Raw genomic sequence first — 16877 nt, 5'->3', positions numbered from 1 at the left:
GGTAAAATCATTGATATAGAACAAAGCGTAAACGGCGGTTTTTTATTAAAAAACAATTAGATATCACTTTATGAGTAGATCAGCCGTCGCTGCCACGGCGCAACATTTCAGTGCCTGCTACCCACTTTGGTGTAACTACCCACTTCCCTCCAACTTGACCAGCGCGTCAGAGGTACACCCTCTGCGCTGCAGCAGCGTTCAACTTTGACGTTACACTAAGCTGTAATACTGATTGGCGGATATTTTGCTATGGAGCATGCTACTCCCACCACACTGGCACAGGCCACGCTGCCGGGGGCTAACAGGGCGCTACTGCTGGCCACGTTTGCCTTTGCCGCCTGCTTTTCGGTCTGGACCTTATACGCCGTAATGGGCATAGCGTTACAACAGCAACTGGCGCTTAGTGCTACCGAATACGGCATACTGCTGGCGGCACCGATACTAACCGGCGCCTTACTGCGGGTACCTCTTGGCATACTGGCAGACCGCGTCAGTAGCCGGCGCTTATGGCTGTACCAGATGCTGGCAGTAATACCGGCGCTGTTACTGCTGCCGCTGGTAAACAGCTACAGCGGCTATTTATGGCTTGGGCTCTGGTTTGGTATCAGCGGTGTGTCTTTTACCTTTGGCGTGCGCTATGTCAGCGTCTGGTTTGCCTCAAGCCGCCAGGGCCGGGCGCTGGGTTTATTTGGCGTGGGCAATGCCGGTGTTGCCATTAACTTTGTGCTGGTGCCGCTGGCGGTAACTTACTTTGGCTGGCAGTGGGTGGGGCCGCTGTATGCTGCAGGTATGTTACTGATCACCCTGCTGTTTGCACTTTTGTCACCGGCAGAACCCGCTCAGGCATACACTACAGTCGCACCGCTTAGCCTGCGTACGCTGGTAACAGATGCGCGCATCTGGCGCTTTTCTTTATACTACTACTTTGTGTTTGGTAGTTTTCTGGCGCTGTTGTTGTGGCTGCCACAATACTATATGCAAGCCTATGCGATGAATGCACAACAAGCTATGGCGTTTACGCTGTTTTTTGTTGCCACCTCAAGCATGGTAAGGGCATTGGGTGGCTGGTTTGCCGATCGCTACGGTGGCCGCGCAGTAAACTGGAGCGTATTCTGGGTATGCCTTGTGTGTTTGTTCTTTCTCAGTTACCCACCTACTACCTTGATTGTGCATGGGCTTGAAAAAGATGTGCAATTGGAGATTGGCCTTAATGTCTGGTGGTTTACGCTGCTGATTTTTATTATCGGCGTGGCCCAGGGCTTTGGCCGCGCCAGTGTGTATAAAGTAATCCACGATTATTACCCGCACCATATGGGCAGCGCCGGTGGCTTTGTTGCTGCGGTAGGTGCCCTCGGTGGCTGCACACTACCGGTACTATTTGGTGTGGCGCAGGATGTACTTGGCATTGTCACCGGCTGTTTTATGATTTTATACGGCGTACTGGCGCTGTGTATGATCACCATGTTTTTTGCCAACCAGGCCGCGCAATACCGGCAAAAGCTGGCTCAGGCCCGCACAGAGAATTTTTTACGTGATGAGGATCAACCTCTTTAAGTTAAGGATAAACCATGCAAATTACTGATCTGGCAACCGAGCAAAAGCTGTTGCCGCTGTTGCGCCAGGCCTTTCGGCCAATGTTTTTATTTGGTGCCGCTTTTAGTGCTATCGCTATGCTGCTGTGGGGCCTGACGCTGGCCGGCCATATTCAGCTAAAGCCCTTTGCTAATGTGCTGTTCTGGCACAGCCATGAAATGCTGTTTGGTTTTGTTAGTGCTATTGTTATCGGTTTTTTACTGACAGCAGTGCAAAACTGGACCGGGCTGCGCGCTCCGCATGGTAAAAGTCTGCTGTTTATTAGTCTGTTATGGTTAAGCGCCCGCATGCTGCTGTTATTTGGCCAGAGCTTACCGCTATATCTGGTGGCCGCAGTGGATTTAAGCTTTCTGCCGGTGTGCGCGGTATTGTTAGCCATACCCCTTATTAAAACCGGCCAGCAGCGCAACCTGTTTTTTATACCGCTGCTGTTGCTGCTGAGCGCCTGTAATGCACTGATGTATATCGGTGTGGCCTACCATCGCTATGATTTAATGCAGTTAGGCAGCCAAAATGCCATATGGCTGATTACGCTGCTGATGGCGATAGTCGGAGGCCGCGTACTGCCGATGTTTACCGCCAATGGCACCCAAACCAAAAAGGTTGAGGCCATTGTCTGGCTGGATCGCGCCGCGCTGGGTTCTTTATGGCTGATTTTCGTGCTGCACTTTTTTGCGCTGACCGCATACCTGCCGCCCATGGCAATGAGCGGCTTATTTGCTGTAAGTGCCCTGCTCACAGGCCTACGCTGCCTGCGCTGGAAAATCTGGCTTACGGTTAAAGTGCCGCTGCTGTGGTCGCTGCATCTGGCGTACTGGTGTATCCCGCTGGGGTTAGCGCTTTACAGCGCACGCTACGCCGGGGTCAATATCAGCAATAGCATAGCACTGCATGCACTCACCGCCGGAGCAATGGGCAGCATGATTTTAAGCATGATGACAAGGGTGTCACTTGGCCACAGCGGCCGCATGCTTAAACCGCACACCATTATGTCGCTGGCGTTTTTGCTGGTACTGGCTGCAGCGGTCAGCCGTACCCTGCTGATCTGGCTGTGGCCAGCACAAACGATGCAGTGGCTGTGGCTGGGGGTCGGCGGCTGGGTGCTGGCTTATACACTTTATGTCCTGGTGTACTTCCCGGTGCTAACCACACCCAGGCCAGATGGCCGGCCGGGGTAAACTACCGTACCTCTGAAGGGGTAAGCGTACCGCGGCTTTGATTTATATCAAGCCGCACCCCGTCACGGCTTTTACACTGGGTGAATGCTCTTACCATGACGGAATTCAGAATGAACACCGATTACAATAACAAGCCACTGGTATACTCCTGCTCCGGCTGCTCCAGCGTTGCGCAGTTGGCCAATGATTTAGCCGTAATACTTGACCGTGAAGGCTCAGCACAAATGTCGTGTATTGCCGGTGTAGGCGGCCAGGTAAAACAGCTGGTAAAAGTAGCCCAATCCGGCCGGCCAATACTAGCAGTAGATGGCTGCCCGCTTAACTGCGTAAAGCAAACCCTCGCCACCGTAAACGTAGTGCCCACCTGGCATATAGAGCTAACCTCGCTGGGTTATAAAAAACGCGATCACGAAAACTGTGATTTAGGCGATGCCTATAAACTGCTGCAGATGGTGCATAGCGACATCTTGGTGAAATAGCCGTCATATAAACGGCCCAAGATTGAGGAACCGTAAGTTTCGCGCAACTCTCCGGATAAAAATTGTGTTAGTCGCTGGCCAACGCCCAGCGTAACAGACGGGCATATATCCATTGCCGCAGCCCGCGTGGCTCTGCCAGCCCCATGCGGGCTAACGCTTCAGGCGCATCAGGGCCACCGCGCAGCAACGCGCCCAACGCTTGTAATTTTGAGTGCTTCAGTCGCCGCAGGCGCTGCAAAGCCGCCACCAGCTGTTGCTCCAACACAGTAAAATCACTACCAAAAGGGTAAAGGGGTAAGTTGCCCGTTAATCGCAGCGCATCTAAACGGGCCTCGAGGCTTGCCGGGGAATTTGCCGCAGCAGCGGAGGGAATAGTCCAGTTCGCATCCAGTTTGCCGGCCTCTACAGCCTTACTTGTTAGTTGTTGCTGAAAACGGCTATCACTGATACAAATCAAGGCTTTTATACATTCCTCATCCGTCGCGCCACGTAAATCGGCAATACCGTATTCGGTAACGACGATATCCCTCAGGTGGCGCGGAATAGTGCAATGCGGATACTCCCAGACAATACCGGATGTTAGCTTACCACCACTGTCGCGGGTACTACGTAGCATCAGGATCGAGCGACCATCCCGCATAGCATGCGCCATGGCCACAAAGTTGTACTGCCCCCCTACACCGGAAACCAGCTGATGGTCTTTCAGGCCATCAGACGTTGCCGCGCCGGTTAAACTTACCATCATACAGGTATTGATAAAGCGGGCTTTTTGCCGCTGTAATTTCTCCAGTGTTGGGTTGCCACCGTATAACTGGTTGATCCGGCCAACCGAGCTCATCCTGAACCGGGGCCATTCTGCTTCAGTCAATTGGCGTAACCAGCGGTAAAAATCCTCAGAGCCGAGAAAAAATGCCGCGTCTAACAAAGCGCCTCTGCCTTCGATACCGGACTGTTCAGCAATGCGCCCGGCATTGGCCAGGCTCTGCAAGCGTTCATCGTCAAATACTTCGCGCTTGAGAATGCCGGCTTGATACAAATGCATAAAACCATCGAGAAACATTTCACTGGCGCCATACAGCCCGCTGTCAAAGCTGTCATGGCCGCCAATCGCATCTATTAGCGCCTGACCGGGTAGGGCCCGGTTAAAATAGCCGCGATAGGCCTCGTTGTTTTGCTGGCGTTGGATCAAGCTGTACACCAGAGCGTCGCTGAGTGAGCCAATACCGATTTGCAGCGTACCACCGTCAGCTACCAGCGCACTGGCGTTCATTCCGACACAGTAATCCTGAGTAGTGACAGGGCTGCGGGGCAGCGCAAACAGCGGTTGTTGTGGATCATCAGTGACTATCTGGTGAAAAAAATCCTCGCCCACCAACGCATCGCCGGCCATAAAGGGCAAGTCCGGGTGCACCTGCGCCAGTATCAGGCACTTTTTGTCAGGGCGATGCCGCAGCTCCTCCGCCAGATCCAGGGTAACATCCGGGTTGCAGCTCAAACTGTACTGCCAGCCTGAGTCTGTCGCTCGCTTGGCGACCAGTTGTAAAATCAGATTCACCCCGCGGTCGGCCAGATCCCGCGCCACATGGGTATAGTTACTTGCCACATAATGGCGCTGAGCATCAGCATTACCCAGCATACTGCCCGACTGAAAATAAAACTCGCTAACGGTAATATTGTCAGGTAGCTGCTGTGATGCCAGCGCATCGGCATAGGCCAGCCGTGGATAGTCTTCACCAAAATGACGTTTGACAAATGGCTGCAAAAAACGCTGTTCCAGCTCGCTGCCGGGTTCAGGCGGATTAAGCGACAGCGCAGTGAAGATATCCAGCCGGATACTGCTGTCCCGGCAGGCTCTATGGTAAAAAGCATTGATCAAGCGGTTAGGTTTGCCCAGGCCAAGCGGTAAGCCCAGCACCACATGCTTACCTATTTGCGCTAACACCCGATCAACGATATCGGCATAATCATTATTGCTCATTGCTGTAACTTATCTCCGTGTTCTGTACCACCGCATTGCTGCACTGTACTACATTGACCAAAAGATTGATTGAGCAAAAGATTGGTTGGCGCAAAGCGCAAATAACGAGGCAGTGCCAAACACTCATAAAACTATTTATCTTAAACACCCTTTAACCACAAACATTACACAGGGGATCTTTGTTTAAACTAAACTGCTGCCATTTACCGGTTAACGCATCAAACAGTTGTAATTTTCCGTATAGCGGCGTACCTGTGCCTGCAAGAATTTTTACCGCTTCCAGCGCCTGCATGCTGCCGATAATACCCACCACAGGGCTTAAAATGCCGGCTTCCATACAGGTTAACTGCTGCTCGCCAAACAATTGGCTTAAACAGTGATAACAAGCGCCGTCGCCCTGCATACTGAAACTGGCCAGCTGGCCTTCAAAGCGGATGGCGGCACCGGATACCAGCGGCACTTTGGCTTGCACGCAAGCGGCGTTAATCGCATTGCGGCTGCTTAGGTTGTCTGTGCAATCCAGTACCAGTGAGTACTGCCCCACCAATCCGGCTAAATCTTCCGCGCTTAAGCGCTGGCGCAGTGCCTGAATGGTTATTTCAGAGTTTAGCTGGCGTAAGCTTGCTGCGGCCTGCTCTGCTTTACTGTGGCCAATATCGGCTTCGCGGTACAGTATTTGCCGCTGTAAATTACTGCGGTCTATAGTGTCGTCATCTACCAGCATAAGGTTGCCCACGCCACTGGCGACTATATAGGGCGCCGCGGCACAGCCTAAACCGCCCATACCAATCAGCAGCACTGAGCTTGCCAGCAGGGCTTCCTGGCCACGAAAATCCAGCGCTGGCAGCATCAGCTGGCGACTATAGCGCAGCGCTTGTTGCGCGGTTAGCTCTACTGGCTCAATGGGTTTTGTCATCAATAAGATCCTGATTATGCTGCTCCGGCCGCCGCCACAGCCACACGGCCACCAACAGCAAAAAGCATGGCAGCAGCCATTTTAATAACACTGGCGCGGCCGACAACACCAGCAACGCCGCACTTAACAACATCATGGCGCTGGCCAGATATTTAGCGCGCCGCGGCACTATGCCATATTGGCGCCAGGCCACAATAGGCGGACCAAGCTTAGGGTGCGCCAATAAACGCTGCTCCAACGCCGGCCAACCTTTACCGGCCGACCAGGCGCTAAGCAAAATAAATGGCACTGTCGGCAATACCGGCAGCGGTATACCAATAATACCGAGTAGTAAACTCAGCAGCGCCAGCGTACGCCAGAACACAATTCGACTATAGCGCCACATCAGTTATCACTCTTCACACTATTTCAGCCCCAGCCTTATTGCCAGTTTATGCAAGTTGCTCGGATCCAGCTCCAATTGGCGTGCCGCCTGCGACCAACTACCGTCGCACTTTGCCAGCGCTTGTTGGATCATCTGCCGTTGCAGCTGGCTTACCGCCTGTTTTAGCGCTATACCGTTGTGCGTTGCCATACTGTGCTGCTCGGTATGCAAGATGGCCGCCGGCACGGTGTCTAAGTCCAGCAAAGCGGCTTCCAGGGTGACGATGTCGCTGCGCATCGCGCCCTGACTCAGCGCTTTTATGGCCGCACGGCTAATCACATGCTCCAGCTCGCGTACATTGCCCGGCCAGTCGTAACTCAGTAACGCCAGCTCAGCATCGTTTGACAGCCGCAAGGCACGCAGGCCTAAACGGCTGCGGTTTAGCTCGAGAAAATGGCCGGCCAGCAGCGGGATATCGTCCGGCCGTTCACGCAGCGGCGGTATCGGCAGCGGATACACCGATAAGCGGTGATATAAATCGGCGCGAAACTCACCACTTTTTACTTGTTGTTTTAAATCACGGTTAGTCGCCGCCACCAGGCGCACATTGACCTGCCGGCTTTTGTCCGAGCCCAGCCGCTGAATTTCACCGTTTTGCAGCACCCGTAGCAATTTGGCCTGCACTGACAGTGGCAACTCGCCGACTTCATCTAAAAACAACGTGCCTTCGTGCGCCGCCTCGAAGCGGCCGGCACGCTCGCTGTGGGCGCCGGAAAAGGCACCTTTGTTATGGCCAAACAGTTCACTTTCCGCCAGACTTTCCGGCAGTGCTGCGCAGTTGATATAAATCATTGGCTTGTTAGCCCGCGCTGAGCTGCGATGCAAATGGCGGGCAAACAGCTCCTTACCAACACCGGTTTCGCCCAGCAGTAACACCGGTAAATCCGAGTTGGCTACCACGGTTAGCTCCTGCAAAATTTGCTTTAGCGCACTGCTTTGGCCAATCAACTCATAACGTTGCTTGGCGGCGGGCTCAAACTGCTGTTCACTAGCCTGATGATTCAGCCTAAGCGCCCGGTTAGCCTGTTCCAGCTCGGTCATCCGCACGGCGGCCTCAACCAGTAAACTGTATCGCTGCAAGTCCAGCACCGCCGCGGCAGAAAAACGGCCGGCATCCAGCGCATCCAGTGTTAATGCGCCCCAGCAGCGGCCTTCGATATACAGCGCTATACCCATGCAATCGTGCACCGGCAGGGCCTGGCCCGGCTGATCGGCCAACAAGCCATCGTAGGGGTCGGGTAGCTCAGAGCCGGGTTCAAACCGCACCGGGTTGCGGCTGGCCAGAATAGCCGCTAAACGGGGGTGCTGTGCCACCACAAAGCGCCGGCCCTGGGCTTCGCGCACTAAACCATGCAGCGCCACCGGCTTTAATATGTCGTGCTCAATTTTAAGCAACCCTACAGCGCCACAGCCAAAATGATTACGTAAGGTACTGACTAAACGCTGTAACCGCACAGCTGCCGGCAGATCTGTTACCAGATCTGCAATTAAACTTTCTTCCAACATGGTAGTTATGACCCTTGGGTTATTTTAACCCTGATTTAGCTAGGTTCAATTTACCATAGCTGTAAATAAAGCCATATAAATCAAAGGTGGTAGTTTTGGCCTGACTCTTGCCATTTATAACCAGACGGGAGCTTTACCCGGCATATTAATTACTTAGTCAGGAGTACCTATGTCATTACTGGATCAATCTTTAGGCGAGATAGCCACCTCTGTAGCCGGTGCTACCGCCGTATTTCATCAGTACAAATTGGATTTTTGTTGTGGCGGCCAACTTAGCCTGCGCGAAGCCCTGGCCAAACGCCAGTTACCTGCAGATGCTGTGGTGAATGCACTACAAACATTGCAGCAGCAACCCGCTGAGCATACCGATTGGCGCACAGTACCGGTAAAACAGCTTATTGAGCATATTTTAACCCGCTTTCATCAGCGGCATCGCCAACAGTTGCCTGAACTGTGTCGGTTAGCACGCAGAGTTGAGCATGTTCATGCACTGGACCCGCAGTGCCCGGCAGGCCTGGCCGATCATCTGAGCGATATGTATCAGGAGCTGGAAAGCCATATGATGAAAGAAGAGCAAATTCTGTTTCCGATGCTGGCCGGCGGTATATATCCGGCCGGGCCTATCAGTGTGATGGAAGAAGAACACTTGCAACATGGTGATGCACTGGACAAGCTTGATCAACTGACCAATAGCATCACCTTGCCGGCAGAGGCTTGCAACACCTGGACCGCGCTTTATGTTGGCTTAAAAGAGCTGAAAGAAGATTTAATGCAGCATATTTTGCTGGAGAACCATATTTTGTTTGTGCAACCCACCCATGCAGCAAAGGATGATGATCGCCAGCTGTGTTGCGGTAGCTGCCAATAAACAACCTGGAGGCTATTTACCAAAGCACTGGGCGTGAAAGCCCGGCTGCGGCTATTCACTTTGGCATACCCGGCTGCGCCGGGTTAAACTTGATTTTCATGCTGTTCCTGTCCATTCTGGGTAAAACTCACAACTTAGCGGATACCACAGATGAGCATTGAAACAGATAAAACTGAACTGGAATGCAGCGTTAACCAGGGCTGTGACGCCATAGAGTTGATCATACAACCACGCGAAACCGACTTAGGCGAGTTTTCGGTTAAACGCAGTTTGCCTACCCGGGCCCGTAAAATGGTGGGGCCCTGGATATTTTTCGACCATATGGGGCCGGCTGAGTTTACTCCTGGTAAGGGCGTGAATGTGCGGCCGCACCCGCATATTAACCTGGCAACTGTTACTTATTTGTTTGACGGCGAGATACTGCACCGCGATTCGTTGGGCAGCTACCAAACCATTACACCGGGCGATATTAATTTAATGGTCGCAGGACACGGCATTGTGCATTCAGAGCGCGAGCGGCCGGAGGTGCGCAGCACAGCCCATAAGCTGCATGGCTTGCAATTGTGGCTGGCATTGCCACAGCAAGATGAAGAGATAGCTCCGGCGTTTTACCACTATCCCGCCAGGGAAATTCCGGCATTAACCGTTAATGAGGTGCCGCTGCGGGTATTAATTGGTCAGGCGTACGGCGTAACCTCGCCGGTAAAAACCTTTGCGCAAACCCTGTATGTTGAAGCGCATTTACAACCCGGACAGTCGCTGACGCTGCCGGACTGCGAAGAGCGGGCGGTGTATGTGGCCAAAGGTGAGCTGCAGGTTAAAGACACTATTGTGCCGGAATTTTCCATGGTGGTGTTTAAAGCAGCAACAGGCGTAAGCATTACAGCCACCACAGAGAGCAGGATTGCGCTTATCGGCGGTGAGAATGTCGGCCCGCGCTTTATTGACTGGAACTTTGTTTCCAGCCGCAAAGAGCGCCTTATCCAAGCCAGACAAGACTGGGCCGCTGGCCGCTTTGCAAAAGTAGTGGGCGATGAAGACGAGTTTATTCCGCTGCCGGAGTAAAACCGGCAACGGTATAACTTACATAGCCTGCCTTGCCAGTGGTGTTGCCAGCACAAATTGCGGTATATGAATTTGCCCGCCGGCAATAACAGTTTTGTTCAACAAATGCATCACTCTGGCGTTTACAACAATACCGGCATTATCCTGCAGCATTGTGCCGCTTAACACATAAGCGGCCTGTTGTTGCATATCCAGATAATCACCGCGGCTAAAGACAAAATCACCCCGTGGCGTAACGCGGATTTGCCGCGCCAGTTTGATGTCGGCAACTTTAACTCCCAACCGTTGCAATTGAACATACAGATGCTCTGCCAACTGATTACCCAAGGCATTGCTTTCATCCAGTTGCGAGTCAAACAGCACAAAAGAGCTGATGGCAATAGTGGGCTCTGCAGTTTCAAACTGCATAGACAGCATCAGCTGCAGCGCCAGATCAGCTGCGTAATCCGACAACGGTTTAACTGGCCTGGCGATAGCCGGCGGCAAATAATTGCCGCCAGGCAGGTATTGCAGGTGTTGCGGCAGTTGTTGTTCATCCGGCAATAAAGCCACGGTTGGTGTAGCCTCTGCCGCCGTGCACGTCGGGCAATGCGCCTGTTGCGCAGCAGGCGTTGTTAACTGACAACCGGCCAAACAACACAATCCCGCCACTACCGCATATACTTTCATTGCAACCTCTGTCATTACTGAATACCGTATTCAGTTAGCTATCGGCGGCAATGGCAGTTTTCTTTAGTAAAGAATGTGTCAGCCCTGCTTTAACTGCAACCGGTCTTCACCGCTTTTACTCAGAATGGCTCTCACTACCTGCTCCGGCATAAACGTTCGGGCGGCAGAAATAACCTGTTTGTTATCAATACGGATTAATCTGGCGTTGATCAGTACCCCTTGTTTGTGCGCTGTCATCGTGCCGGTAACCACAAAGCGGATGGGCTGCTCTGTGTTTAATTCGGAGAAATCGCGGCTCAGGGCAAAATCGCCACCTGGTGTAACGCGGATATAGTCTGTCACTTTATAATCCAGCACCGCTACACCAAACTTATGCAGGTCGTACATTATGGCTTCGCTTAAATGGTTACTGAGCACTGAGCCTTGATCCAACGCCGTATCAACGTAGGCGAAGTCTGTTACGCCAACCATGCCGGTTTCTTCTGCAGCACGATGGTTTGACATTAGCTCATGCACCAGGGCGCGCGAGTATTCGTTAGCCGTCAGTAGTGGTAAGGCATGGCTTGATGCATCTGCCGCCGTAAGCTGAAAATGCGACACCCCGGCCAGCCGTTGATCGCGCTCAGGCTGTTGCATAACCACCCCTTGCTCCGGGGTGTTACGGGCACAGGCGGCCAGCAGCAATATGCTTAGTACAGGTAATATCTGTTTCATCGTTGTTCTCCTGAATATCTCTGCCGGTACAGCTTGTCACCACGTTTGCCAACTTCTTGCCGGCTCCACAGCACATTGTGCGGTACATAGCCGCTGGCAGCGGCCAGTACTTGTTTATTACGGATACTAATCAGCCTGGCGTTTAACAGCATGCCGTCTTCCATCACGGTATAAGTGCCAACCAGCAGGGTGTCGGCATCGCTGAGATTACCGATATCTGCCAGTTGCCGCGACAGCGCCTGCTCGTGATCAGCCTGCAATAACAATTGGCCGCGCAAACGGTAATCGTACACCACAAAACCGCGCTGACGCGCATGGGTAAGCATACTTTCGCTAAGTTGATTCGCAAGCTGCTTCTGCACTTCGTCGGCCTCTGCTAACGATAAGCTGTTTACCGGCAAAAAACTGGCCACGGCTATTTCGGCAGCCGGACGTGCCAGCGTGCTTTGTGCCGGCACCTGAGCAAACAGGCTGTCTGCCAACTGCTGCGTATAATAATGCAAAGGATATTCGCTAAGCGCAGGCTGTTTTACCGCCTCACGCTGCGGCGTTGCACTGCTGCAAGCTGCCAAACTACAACCAGCAAGCCACACTGCCAGTACACGGTAAATTATTACTTTCATGAGCAACCTCTGCTTCTGACCTGCAATGCTTAAGCAAATAACGGGCCAGAAACAGCGGCGGGCTTTTGGCGTTAAATCGCCACCGGTGCTTTGATATGCGGATGGGCCTGATAATTCAGCAGGGTAAAATCAGCAGCGCTAAAGGCGAAGATGTCTTTAACATCGGGATTTAACTGCATTTGCGGCAACGGGAAAGGCTGCCGCGCCAGTTGGGTATTCACTTGCTCTAAATGGTTTAAATACAAATGTGCATCACCAAAGGTATGCACAAAGTCGCCCGGTTGTAAGTCACATACCTGAGCCACCATTAGGGTTAACAGGGCATAGCTGGCAATGTTAAACGGCACGCCGAGAAAAATATCGGCACTGCGCTGATACAGCTGGCACGACAATTTGCCGTCATTGACGTAAAACTGAAACAAGGTATGACACGGCGGCAGCGCCTGCTTACCCAGGGCGGCATTTTGTTTTGGTGACACAGAGGTATCGGGCAGCACCGCCGGGTTCCACGCGCTGACAATAAGCCGGCGTGAATCAGGTGTGCGTTTTATATCGCTGATCAGTTGGCTTATTTGGTCGATAACACTGCCGTCAGCAGCCTGCCAGCTGCGCCACTGTGCGCCGTATACCGGGCCCAGCTCGCCTTCTGCAGTAGCCCATTCATCCCAAATAGACACACCGTTGTCTTTCAGGTAGCCGATATTGGTTTCACCTTTTAAAAACCACAGCAGTTCATGAATAATGGAACGCAGATGACATTTTTTGGTGGTAACCAGCGGAAAGCCCTGCTGTAAATCAAAGCGCATCTGGTAGCCAAACACGCTGATGGTGCCGGTACCGGTGCGGTCGGTTTTCTTATGGCCATGCTCAAGCACATGGCGCATTAAGTCGAGATATTGCTTCATATTCAGGACACCTGCTTAGTCAATTTTGCCTTGTTAATATTGGCATAAATAATCAGCGCCACTCCGGCGATAATCATCGGCAGTGACAACCACTGCCCCATTGACATGCCCGCCGATAACACGCCCAAATGTGCATCCGGCTCACGATAAAACTCTACTGTAAACCGGGCCGCACCATAACCGGCTAAAAACAGGCCGCCCAAGCTGCCGGCCGGTGGGTTGAAGCGGCGATACAGCATGATCAAGATAAACAACAACACGCCTTCCAGGGCAAACTCATACAGTTGCGACGGGTGCCGCGGCAGCGGGCCGGCCCCCGGGAACAACACAGCCCAGGGCACGTCGGTTGGCCGGCCCCACAGCTCAGCGTTAATAAAGTTACCCAAGCGCCCTGCCGCCAGCCCCAGTGGAATTAACGGTGCAACAAAATCACCCAATTGCAGATAGCGCTTGTTATTGCGCCGGGCAAACCAGAGCATCGCCACCATTACGCCCAGCAAACCGCCGTGAAACGACATACCGCCGGTCCAGATTTTAAATAAATACAGCGGCTCGCTGATAAACAGCTCAAACTGATAAAACAGCACATAACCAATACGGCCACCGAGCACCACGCCCAAAAAGCCGATAAATAATAAATCGCTGACCTGCTGCTCTGTCCAGCCGGACCCCGGCTTTTTCGCCGCGCGGTTTGCCAGCCACCAGGCAATAGCAAAAGCAATAAGATACATTAAGCCATACCAGCGCAGGCTTACCGGACCGATGGAAAAAATCACCGGGTCTATTTGCGGAAATGTAATATAACCAGAAGCCATAACTACCCTTAACTAAACATCATTTTTGCTGAAACCAGCAGTAAAAAAACACCAAACACCCGCTTAATCGTCAATACCGGCAAAGTTTGGGTTAATCTGGCCCCCAGGGGCGCAGTAAATACCGACGTTGTCACTATCCCCAGTAATGCCGGTAAATAGATGTAACCGATAAACCCCTCCGCCAGCCGGTAGTGCTGCCAGCCGGCAATAACATAACCAAGAGTACCGAACAGCGCAATGGCAATACCACTGGCAGCGGCACAACCAATGGCACGGCGCATATCCACTGAAAAATAATTCAGCACCGGCACAAACAGCGCACCGCCACCAATGCCAAGCAAACTGGCAATGCCGCCCAGTACTGCTGAAATCATTACCAACACACCTTTACCCGGCAGCGGCTTTTTGCCCAGAGTAGAGCGCGACCCCAACATCCGCAGCGCCAACAGTAACACTGCTACACCGAAAATAAGCTGTAACACAGCACCACTGATATTGTGTGCCAAATAGCCAACGCTCCATGCACCAATAGCGGCTCCGGCCATAATGCCGCCGGCTATCGACCAGGGCACGCTGCCCCAGCGGTGATGCGCATACACGGACGAGGTGGCAGTAATGATAATAGACCCCAGCGAGGTGGCAACCGCAACCAGGATAGCTTGATCAGCCGGCACCACACCATAGGCCGGCAGCAGCATCACCAGCACCGGTACAATAACCAGGCCACCACCAATGCCGAGCAATCCGGCAAGAAACCCCACCAGGGCACCAAGTAACAAAGCAAGCAGAATAATGGTTAACACAGAGTTCCCGTAACCAGCCAGCGATATCCGTCGTGGCAGCCTTTAATAAGGGCTGAAACCGGATCAGGCACGTAGCTGGCTTAATAATTGTTTTTGCTCTAAAAAGCGTTGTATATGTGCGCGTACCTGTTTAGCCGACGGACAAGCCAGCACTTCAGGCAGCAATAAAGCCAACTCAGACATTTCTACCCGGCGTAACAGCCATTTTATTTTTGCCAGGTTACTGCTGTTCATACTGAAACTGTCATATCCCATTGCTGCCAGCAGCAATACACCAGCCGGTTCACCGGCAAGCTCGCCGCAAACACTGATGGGAAACTGCAAGCCGTTTGCCTGTTGTGCCAGTTGATGCAATGCGCGCAGCACAGCAGGATGCATGGCGTCATACAGGCCTGCCACCCTGGGGTTGTTGCGATCTACCGCTAATAAATACTGGGTTAAATCGTTAGTGCCGATAGAGCAAAAATCTACCTTGCGCGCTAACTCAGGCAATTGGTACATAATCGACGGCACTTCAATCATCACGCCGATTTTCGGTTTGGGTAAATCAATGGCTAACTCATCGCTGACTTCAAAACTGGCTTGCCTGATCAGCCGGATTGATTCATCTACTTCGGCTAAGTCGGTGATCATCGGCAGTAAAATATGCAGGTTATCCAACGCCAGATTAGCCTTTAGCATGGCACGGATTTGTACCAGAAAAATTTCCGGATGATCCAGGGTTAAACGAATACCGCGCCAGCCCAAAAACGGATTCTCTTCAACAATACTGAAGTACGGCAGCGCTTTATCACCGCCCACGTCCAGGGTGCGCATAATTACCGGTTTATCGGGGTAATTCTCCAGCACCTTACGGTACAACTCTATTTGCTCTTGCTCCGTCGGAAACCGGCTGCGCATAATAAAAGGGAACTCGGTACGGTACAAGCCCACTCCGCCGGTATATTGCGGTTCTGTGGTTTCCAGTTCAATGGCTAACCCGGAGTTCACCATTAAATTAAACCCGGCGCCGCACAAGGTTTGCGACGGCAATGCAATCTCGGCCAGATAACGGGCATTTAAGGCGGCATCTTCACTGATTAAGCGCTGATATTCAGCACATATGGCTTCTACCGGCGATAACAGAATATGGCCCTGGTAGCCATCAACAATCAGCCGTTGCCCCTGCCAGTGCAACAGTGGCAGCTCATCTACCCCCATTACTGCAGGAATGCCCAACGCCCGTGCCATAATAGCCGCGTGCGAGTTCACCGAACCTTTTAGCGACACTATCGCTACCAGTTGTTCCCGCGGCACTTCCGCCAGCATAGTGGCGGTAACGTTGTCAGCCACCAGCACCACTTTTTCCGGCAGTTTAATTTTACGCTGCTCGGTATCCAGCAAATTGTTTAATACCCGCTGGCCCAAATCGCGGATGTCGGTGCCACGTTCTCGCAGGTACGGATCGTCCATATCGTCAAATTGCCTGGCGAACTTCTCCACCACCCGCTTTAACGCGCTTTTGGCACACCAACCCTGGGCAATTTGTTGCTCTATTTCACGACCCAGACTGGCGGCATCCAGCAGCTGGTGGTACACATCAAAAATAGCCAGGGCATCGGGCGGCAAATGCCCGCTCATGCGCTCGGCCAGCCGGTTAAACTCGGCCTTAGTAATTTTTACGGCACGGTAAAAGTGCGCCAGCTCTTTTTCCGGCTCGTCCGAGCGTTTCAGCGAAATGGCGTTAAAGTCATTGGCCGGCTCTAACACAAAAGCTTCACCGATAGCGATGCCGGGCGCGCCGGGCAAGCCTTTTAACTGTCCGGTTTGGGTGTGGCCTGCAGTTGTTTCACTGGCCGCCTGGCGCATTTCGGCATTGGCCAGTACTGATGCCAACTGGGCGCCCAGGGTAACGAGGAAAGATTCTTCATCTTCATTAAACACACGATCGGCGCCTTGCTGGATGGTTAAGACCCCAAGCACTTTACGATGGTGAATAATAGGGCAGCCTAAAAAGGCGGAGAAACGGTCTTCACTGACTTCGGGGGTAACTTTAAAGCGCGGATGTAAGTGGGCTTTCGCCAGATTGATGGGCTCTTCACGCTGGCCTACCCAACCGATTAAGCCCTCCGAGAAACCAATAGCAATACTGCCTATAGCGTCAGGGTTCAGGCCGTCAGTGGCCATCAGCATAAAGTGCTGTTGTTCATAATCAGCCAGGTACACTGAGCAACATTCCGTTGCCAGTGCCTGTTTAACGCTTGTCACCAAGCCGGCTAATGCGTTTTGAAGCACCGGCTCTTGTGCTACGTCCTGAACTATTCGCCTTAACTGGCCTAACATAAGAGCCCCATCTTCAGTT

The 16877-nt window shown here is 52.6% G+C and carries 16 protein-coding genes; 5 read left to right on the top strand and 11 right to left on the bottom strand.

Annotated elements, in window-relative coordinates; translation table 11 throughout:
• Nucleotides 1–249: 249 nt before the first annotated feature.
• The 3 genes from Q8O77_RS11665 (at nt 250) to Q8O77_RS11655 (ending at nt 3250) form a co-directional block, all read left to right on the top strand.
• The gene (locus Q8O77_RS11665) at nt 250–1554 is read left to right on the top strand and encodes a nitrate/nitrite transporter (protein WP_305553064.1); all 1305 of its coding nucleotides are present in this window, start codon (nt 250–252) and stop codon (nt 1552–1554) included.
• Nucleotides 1555–1568: 14 nt separating this feature from the next.
• Nucleotides 1569–2771, top strand: a complete 1203-nt coding sequence (locus tag Q8O77_RS11660; RefSeq protein ID WP_305553062.1) for an NnrS family protein — start codon at nt 1569–1571, stop codon at nt 2769–2771.
• A gap of 110 nt (nt 2772–2881) precedes the next feature.
• Nucleotides 2882–3250: a putative zinc-binding protein gene (locus Q8O77_RS11655; RefSeq protein ID WP_305553060.1), complete on the top strand. Its 369-nt coding sequence runs from the start codon at nt 2882–2884 to the stop codon at nt 3248–3250.
• Nucleotides 3251–3317: 67 nt separating this feature from the next.
• Here the strand turns inward: Q8O77_RS11655 and Q8O77_RS11650 are convergent, their stop codons facing one another.
• The 4 genes from Q8O77_RS11650 to norR form a co-directional block, all read right to left on the bottom strand.
• Nucleotides 3318–5228 (bottom strand): acetyl-CoA hydrolase/transferase C-terminal domain-containing protein, encoded by a 1911-nt coding sequence (locus Q8O77_RS11650; RefSeq protein ID WP_305553058.1) that lies wholly within the window; start codon nt 5226–5228, stop codon nt 3318–3320.
• Nucleotides 5229–5379: 151 nt separating this feature from the next.
• Nucleotides 5380–6144: a molybdopterin-synthase adenylyltransferase MoeB gene (locus Q8O77_RS11645; protein ID WP_305553056.1), complete on the bottom strand. Its 765-nt coding sequence runs from the start codon at nt 6142–6144 to the stop codon at nt 5380–5382.
• Nucleotides 6128–6529: a YbaN family protein gene (locus tag Q8O77_RS11640; protein WP_305553054.1), complete on the bottom strand. Its 402-nt coding sequence runs from the start codon at nt 6527–6529 to the stop codon at nt 6128–6130. The genes Q8O77_RS11645 and Q8O77_RS11640 overlap by 17 nt, the downstream gene beginning before the upstream one ends.
• Nucleotides 6530–6547: 18 nt before the next feature.
• Nucleotides 6548–8074, bottom strand: coding sequence for a nitric oxide reductase transcriptional regulator NorR (gene norR, locus Q8O77_RS11635; protein ID WP_305553052.1), 1527 nt, complete (start codon nt 8072–8074; stop codon nt 6548–6550).
• 169 nt (nt 8075–8243) lie between these two features.
• Here norR and ytfE point away from each other — a divergent pair, with 169 nt between their 5' ends.
• Together ytfE and Q8O77_RS11625 are read left to right on the top strand one after the other, a co-directional pair.
• Nucleotides 8244–8942 carry an iron-sulfur cluster repair protein YtfE gene (ytfE, locus tag Q8O77_RS11630; RefSeq protein ID WP_305553050.1) on the top strand — a complete coding sequence of 233 codons (699 nt, stop codon included), beginning with the start codon at nt 8244–8246 and terminating at the stop codon, nt 8940–8942.
• Between the two features lie 150 nt (nt 8943–9092).
• Nucleotides 9093–10007, top strand: coding sequence for a pirin family protein (locus Q8O77_RS11625; protein ID WP_305553048.1), 915 nt, complete (start codon nt 9093–9095; stop codon nt 10005–10007).
• A gap of 18 nt (nt 10008–10025) precedes the next feature.
• Here the strand turns inward: Q8O77_RS11625 and Q8O77_RS11620 are convergent, their stop codons facing one another.
• From Q8O77_RS11620 to ptsP, 7 genes are all read right to left on the bottom strand, one after another.
• Nucleotides 10026–10691, bottom strand: coding sequence for a FlgO family outer membrane protein (locus Q8O77_RS11620; RefSeq protein WP_305553046.1), 666 nt, complete (start codon nt 10689–10691; stop codon nt 10026–10028).
• Between the two features lie 63 nt (nt 10692–10754).
• A complete protein-coding gene (locus tag Q8O77_RS11615; RefSeq protein WP_305553044.1) occupies nt 10755–11390 on the bottom strand; it encodes a FlgO family outer membrane protein in 636 nt (211 codons plus the stop codon).
• Entirely contained in the window at nt 11387–12013 is a 627-nt protein-coding gene (locus Q8O77_RS11610) for a FlgO family outer membrane protein (RefSeq protein ID WP_305553042.1), read from the bottom strand. Before Q8O77_RS11610 ends, Q8O77_RS11615 begins: the two co-directional genes overlap by 4 nt.
• Before the next feature lie 71 nt (nt 12014–12084).
• A complete protein-coding gene (locus tag Q8O77_RS11605) occupies nt 12085–12918 on the bottom strand; it encodes a thymidylate synthase (protein ID WP_305553040.1) in 834 nt (277 codons plus the stop codon).
• Nucleotides 12919–12920: 2 nt separating this feature from the next.
• On the bottom strand, nt 12921–13733 hold the full coding sequence (gene lgt / locus Q8O77_RS11600) for a prolipoprotein diacylglyceryl transferase (RefSeq protein ID WP_305553038.1): 813 nt from the start codon (nt 13731–13733) through the stop codon (nt 12921–12923).
• 8 nt (nt 13734–13741) lie between these two features.
• Nucleotides 13742–14536 (bottom strand): sulfite exporter TauE/SafE family protein, encoded by a 795-nt coding sequence (locus tag Q8O77_RS11595; protein WP_305553036.1) that lies wholly within the window; start codon nt 14534–14536, stop codon nt 13742–13744.
• A gap of 63 nt (nt 14537–14599) precedes the next feature.
• Nucleotides 14600–16858, bottom strand: a complete 2259-nt coding sequence (gene ptsP, locus Q8O77_RS11590) for a phosphoenolpyruvate--protein phosphotransferase (RefSeq protein ID WP_305553034.1) — start codon at nt 16856–16858, stop codon at nt 14600–14602.
• Between the last annotated feature and the right edge of the window lie 19 nt (nt 16859–16877).

This window comes from Rheinheimera sp. (assembly GCF_030690345.1).
Taxonomy (GTDB): domain Bacteria; phylum Pseudomonadota; class Gammaproteobacteria; order Enterobacterales; family Alteromonadaceae; genus Alishewanella.
Note: the sequence above shows the minus strand (reverse complement) of the source record. Positions and strands in the feature narration are given on the sequence as shown.